Source organism: Hydrogenophaga sp. (assembly GCF_051007235.1).
Taxonomy (GTDB): domain Bacteria; phylum Pseudomonadota; class Gammaproteobacteria; order Burkholderiales; family Burkholderiaceae_C; genus Hydrogenophaga.
Genome location: NZ_JBPCSJ010000406.1, coordinates 1 through 4,667, shown reverse-complemented (window position 1 = coordinate 4,667; position 4,667 = coordinate 1). Strand labels below are relative to the sequence as shown.

Genomic DNA, 4,667 nt, shown 5'->3' with positions numbered 1-4,667 from the left:
GAGCCGCCGCAGAACCGGCTGTGCCAGACCGCCAGCGGCATGCCCCAACGGCGCAGGCGGAGAGGCTTGGCAGTCGGCGCACGTGTCTGCGACCAGGGCACCCGTGGAACCGGCTTTGCCGGGCCACAGGGTGCGTCCCCCCCGGCCGCAGGCCAGAGGGGGGAAGACGCCGAAGGCGGCGCAGGGGGGCTACCTCTACCCCGCGCGGATGATCTTCAGTGTGTTCGTGCCGCCCGGCGTGCCCATGGGCTCGCCCACGGTGATGGCGTACACGTCGCCCTTGTGGATCACGCCGCGCGCCTTCAGGTCGGCTTCGGCTTCGGCCAGCGCGGTGTCGCGGTCGGCGCTGGTGTCCACCAGCAGCGGGCGCACGTTGCGGTAGAGCGTCATCTTGCGCTGGCTCGCCAGCTTGGACGTGACGGCGAAGATGGGCATGCGCACGCTGTGCCGACTCATCCACAGCGCGGTGGAGCCGGACTCGGTCAGCGCCACGATGGCCTTGGCGCGCAGGTGGTGCGCCGTGAACAGCGCGCCCATGGCGATGGCCTGGTCGATGCGGGTGAAGGTCTCGTCGATGAAGTCGTCGTCCAGCGGGTCGTGGTCGGTCGTTTCAGCGGCCTGGCAGATGGCGGCCATCTGCTGCACGGTTTCCAGCGGGTACTTGCCGGCCGCGGTCTCGGCGCTGAGCATCACGGCGTCGGTACCGTCCAGCACGGCGTTGGCCACGTCGCTCACCTCGGCGCGCGTGGGCACCGGGTTGACGATCATGGACTCCATCATCTGCGTGGCGGTGATGACCACCTTGTCCATCTGGCGCGCCAGCTTGATCATGTGCTTCTGCAGGCCCGGCACCACGGCGTTGCCCACTTCCACCGCCAGGTCACCGCGCGCGACCATGATGCCGTCGGACACCTTGAGGATGTTGGCCAGCTCGGGGATGGCCTCGGCGCGCTCGATCTTGGCGATCAGGCCGGGCTTGTGGTTGTACTGCGCCGCGGCCATGTTGCACAGCTGGCGGGCCAGCTCCATGTCGGTCGCGTTCTTGGGGAAGCTCACGGCCACGTAATCGGCCTGCAGGCTCATGGCGGTCTTGATGTCCTCCATGTCCTTGGCGGTCAGCGCGGGCGCGGTCAGGCCGCCGCCCTGCTTGTTGATGCCCTTGTTGTTGGACAGCTCGCCGCCGAGCTTGACGGTCGTGTACACCGCGTCGCCCACCACCTTGTCCACCGTCATGACGATCAGGCCGTCGTTGAGCAGCAGGGTGTCGCCGGCCTTCACGTCGCGCGGCAGTTCCTTGTAGTCCAGGCCCACGCCCGTGAGGTCGCCCGGCTCGGTGCGCGAGGCGTCCAGCACGAAGGGTTGGCCCGGTTCGAGCATCACCTTGCCTTCGGCGAACTTGCCGACACGGATCTTGGGACCCTGCAGGTCGGCCATGATGCCGACCTCGCGGCCGGCGCGGCGGGCCGCCTCGCGGACCAGGGTGGCGCGGTCGATGTGGTCCTGCGCCTTGCCGTGCGAGAAGTTCAGACGCACGACGTTGACGCCGGCGCGGATCATGGCTTCGAGCAGGGCGGGATCGCTGGACGCAGGGCCAAGGGTGGCAACGATTTTGGTGGCGCGCTGGGGCATGTGAGGGTCTCCGTCAGGGGATGGCAGGTCGGGCGTTGTAATTTGGTTTCGCATTATGTTGGAAACCTGTTACCACAGGGTTACGGGTCAACCCCCTGCGCCACCGGGCCATGGCAACCGTGACACCATGCGGGCCTCGAACACCTTTGCTCCCGCCATGCCACACCTCAACGTCCTGGGCACCGAACTGCAGGCCTGCTCCTTCGATCCGCTGACCGGGTATTTCCGGGACGGCTGCTGCACCACCGACGCCAACGACCTGGGCAGCCACGTCGTGTGCGCCCGCGTCACGGCCGATTTCCTGCGCTTTTCGCTCGAACGCGGCAACGACCTGACGACGCCACGACCCGAGTTCCGCTTCGCTGGCCTCAAACCCGGCGACCGCTGGTGCCTGTGCGCGCTGCGCTGGAAGGAAGCGCTGGACGCCGGCGTGGCCCCGCCTGTGCACCTGGAAGCGACCCACGCCCGCGTGCTTGACTTTGTGGAGCTGGCGCAACTGCAGGCCCACGCGCTGCCGGCCACACGCAGCGCCTGAACGGCGACGCCAGGTTCACCAGGGGATGGACTGCCCCTGGTGGTCCACGAAGTGCGCGCGCCCGGTGGCGGGCAGGCCGTCGAGCACGGCCAGCAGGCGCTGCGCCGATTCGGCCGGGTCCATGGCCGCGTCACCCACAAACGGCCGGCTCAGCGCCGAACGCACCGTGCCCGGCTGCAGAGCGGCCACCACCAGGTCCGGCCGGCGGCGGGCCAGTTCGATGGCGCCGGTCTGCAGCAGCTGGTTGAGCGCGGCCTTGGCCGCCCGGTAGCCGTACCAGCCACCTTTGCGGTTGTCTTCGATGCTGCCGACCCGCGCCGACAGCTTGGCCCAGACCACCCGCTCGCCGCTGGCCAGCAGCGGCGCGAAGTGCTTGAGCAGCAGCGCCGGGCCCACGGCGTTGACCTGCAGCGCGCGTTGCAGCGCGTCGGCGTTGAGTTCGTCCAGGCGCTTTTCGGGACCGCGGCCGTCGAGCGTGAGCGCCCCGGTCGCGTCCACCACCAGGTGGAACGGACCCTGCGGCATCAGCCGGCCCGCGGCGGCGGCGATGCTGGCTTCGCTGCCCAGCTCCAGCGCGGGGTCGCCCTGGCGCGAGAGGCCGGTCACGCGGGCGCAACGCGGATCGTCCTGCAGCGCGGCCACAAACGCCGCGCCCAGCGCACCGCTGGCACCGAACACGAGGGCGGCGTAGCCCTCGCGCAGAGACGCCATGCGGACGCTCATCGCGCCGCCTCGCCGCCGGGCGCGCGGCTGAGCTCGTTGTTCTGTGTCACCAGCAGCCGCAGCAGGCGCATGAACTCGATGCGCTGGCGGGGCGTCAGCGGCGCCAGCACCTGTTCCTGCGAGCGCTGCACGCCCGGCAAGGTGTCGGCCAGGCCTTGCTGGCCCTCGGGGGTGAGGAACAGTTGGCGCGCGCGGCGGTCGTCGGGTGAGAGGCGCCGCTCCAGCCAGCCGCGGGCTTCGAGCCGGTCCACCACGCCACCGGTGGTGGAGGTGTCCAGCGCAATGGCCCGGGCCAGCGTGCGCTGGTCGATGCCAGGCTGCTGGGCCACCACCCGCAAGGCGGCGTACTGCACCGGCGTGACCCCCAGATCACCCACCGCCTGCAGAAAGATGCCGACCGAGATCTGGTGCAGACGCCGGATCGCGAAGCCGGGATGCTGGTCGATGTCGAGCCCGGTGGTGTCGAGGGAGTCCATGTGAGCGAGGGCAGTGAGTGGGCGGCTGTTGACCCAGTTTAGCAGCGCTCTTATGATCAGCACACTGATTATTAGCGTGCAGCCAGACCGGCCCCATCGCAAGGAGACAAGTCCATGAGCCACGAACTCGGCCGCCTGGAAGACCTGCCACAGGACTACCGCGACGACCTGAAAAACCTCAACCTGGTGCCGCTGTGGCCCAGCCTGCGCGCGGTGCTGCCGCCGGGTGTGCCCACCCGCGCCACACAGGCCGTGCACTGGCCCTACGCCACGCTCAAGCCGCTGCTGCTGAAGGCCGGCGAGCTGACCCCGATCGAGAAGGCCGAGCGCCGCGTGCTGGTGCTGGCCAATCCCGGCCACGGCCTGGAGAACATGAAGGCCAGCCCCGCCATCTACCTGGGCATGCAGCTGCTGCTGCCGGGCGAATGGGCGCCCAGCCACCGCCATACGCCCAACGCCGTGCGCATGATCGTGGAGGGTGAAGGCGCCTACACCACGGTGGACGGCGAGAAATGCCCGATGCGCCGCGGCGACCTGATCTTGACTCCCACCGGGCTGTGGCACGAGCACGGCCACGACGGCAGCGACCCGGTGGTGTGGCTGGATGTGCTGGACCTGCCGCTGGTCTATTACATGGAGGCGAGTTACCACATCAACGGCTCGCGCCAAACCGTCAAACAAGGCAGCGGCGACCGCGCTTGGACCCGCGCCGGCGTGGTGCCCACGCAGGTGTTCCGCCGCAGCGACAAGCGCTACCCGATGCTGCGCTACCCCTGGAGCGCCACGCGCGCCGCGCTGGTGGAAATGGCCGCCAACGAGCCGCAGCTCGACTGCGTGCAGGTCACCTACGTCAACCCGGAAACGGGCGACGACGCCGAGAACATCCTGGGCTTCTACGCGCTGATGCTCAAGCCCGGCCAGACGCTGGCGCTGCCCGCGCGTTCGCCGGCGCAGGTGTTCCACCTGATCGAAGGTGCGGTGGACGTGTCCACCTGCGGCAAACGCTTTGAACTGGTCGAGGCCGACACCTGCTGCGCCCCCGGCTACGAGCCGGTGACGCTGAGCAACCGCTCGGCCGACCAGCCGGCCTTTGTCTTCATCGCCGACGAATCGCCGCTGCACCGCAAGCTCGGCGTGTATGAGGTGAGGTAACACCCCCGCGCCGCGCTATGCGCGTCACCCCCTCAAGGGGGCAACACCAGCGGCCCGGCAAAGCCGATTCCGCGGTGTTCCCGGTTTGAGGCGCTTCACTCCGCCCCCATTCCTTTGTTCACCATGCCCACTTACCTCTTCACCCCGCCCGC

5 protein-coding genes are annotated in these 4,667 nt (G+C 69.3%); 2 read left to right on the top strand and 3 right to left on the bottom strand.

Annotated features, from left to right (window positions below; genetic code table 11):
- Window positions 1-195 precede the first annotated feature (195 nt).
- Window positions 196-1,629, bottom strand: coding sequence for a pyruvate kinase (gene pyk / locus ACR2JA_RS14495; RefSeq protein WP_434009786.1), 1,434 nt, complete (start codon window positions 1,627-1,629; stop codon window positions 196-198).
- Window positions 1,630-1,786: 157 nt separating this feature from the next.
- Here pyk and ACR2JA_RS14490 point away from each other — a divergent pair, with 157 nt between their 5' ends.
- Entirely contained in the window at window positions 1,787-2,164 is a 378-nt protein-coding gene (locus ACR2JA_RS14490; RefSeq protein WP_434009785.1) for a DUF2237 family protein, read from the top strand.
- 15 nt (window positions 2,165-2,179) lie between these two features.
- On the opposite strand, the gene ACR2JA_RS14485 is transcribed toward ACR2JA_RS14490, so the two are convergent.
- A complete protein-coding gene (locus ACR2JA_RS14485; RefSeq protein ID WP_434009784.1) occupies window positions 2,180-2,875 on the bottom strand; it encodes an SDR family oxidoreductase in 696 nt (231 codons plus the stop codon).
- Window positions 2,876-2,883: 8 nt separating this feature from the next.
- Entirely contained in the window at window positions 2,884-3,363 is a 480-nt protein-coding gene (locus ACR2JA_RS14480; RefSeq protein WP_434009783.1) for a MarR family winged helix-turn-helix transcriptional regulator, read from the bottom strand.
- Window positions 3,364-3,477: 114 nt separating this feature from the next.
- Here ACR2JA_RS14480 and ACR2JA_RS14475 point away from each other — a divergent pair, with 114 nt between their 5' ends.
- On the top strand, window positions 3,478-4,515 hold the full coding sequence (locus tag ACR2JA_RS14475) for a cupin domain-containing protein (protein ID WP_434009782.1): 1,038 nt from the start codon (window positions 3,478-3,480) through the stop codon (window positions 4,513-4,515).
- Window positions 4,516-4,667 lie beyond the last annotated feature (152 nt).

Coding starts and splice junctions, on each gene's coding strand:
- pyk (WP_434009786.1), bottom strand. CDS start 1,629: ATGCCCCAGCGCGCCACCAAAATCGTTGCCACCCTTGGCCCTGCGTCC.
- ACR2JA_RS14490 (WP_434009785.1), top strand. CDS start 1,787: ATGCCACACCTCAACGTCCTGGGCACCGAACTGCAGGCCTGCTCCTTC.
- ACR2JA_RS14485 (WP_434009784.1), bottom strand. CDS start 2,875: ATGGCGTCTCTGCGCGAGGGCTACGCCGCCCTCGTGTTCGGTGCCAGC.
- ACR2JA_RS14480 (WP_434009783.1), bottom strand. CDS start 3,363: ATGGACTCCCTCGACACCACCGGGCTCGACATCGACCAGCATCCCGGC.
- ACR2JA_RS14475 (WP_434009782.1), top strand. CDS start 3,478: ATGAGCCACGAACTCGGCCGCCTGGAAGACCTGCCACAGGACTACCGC.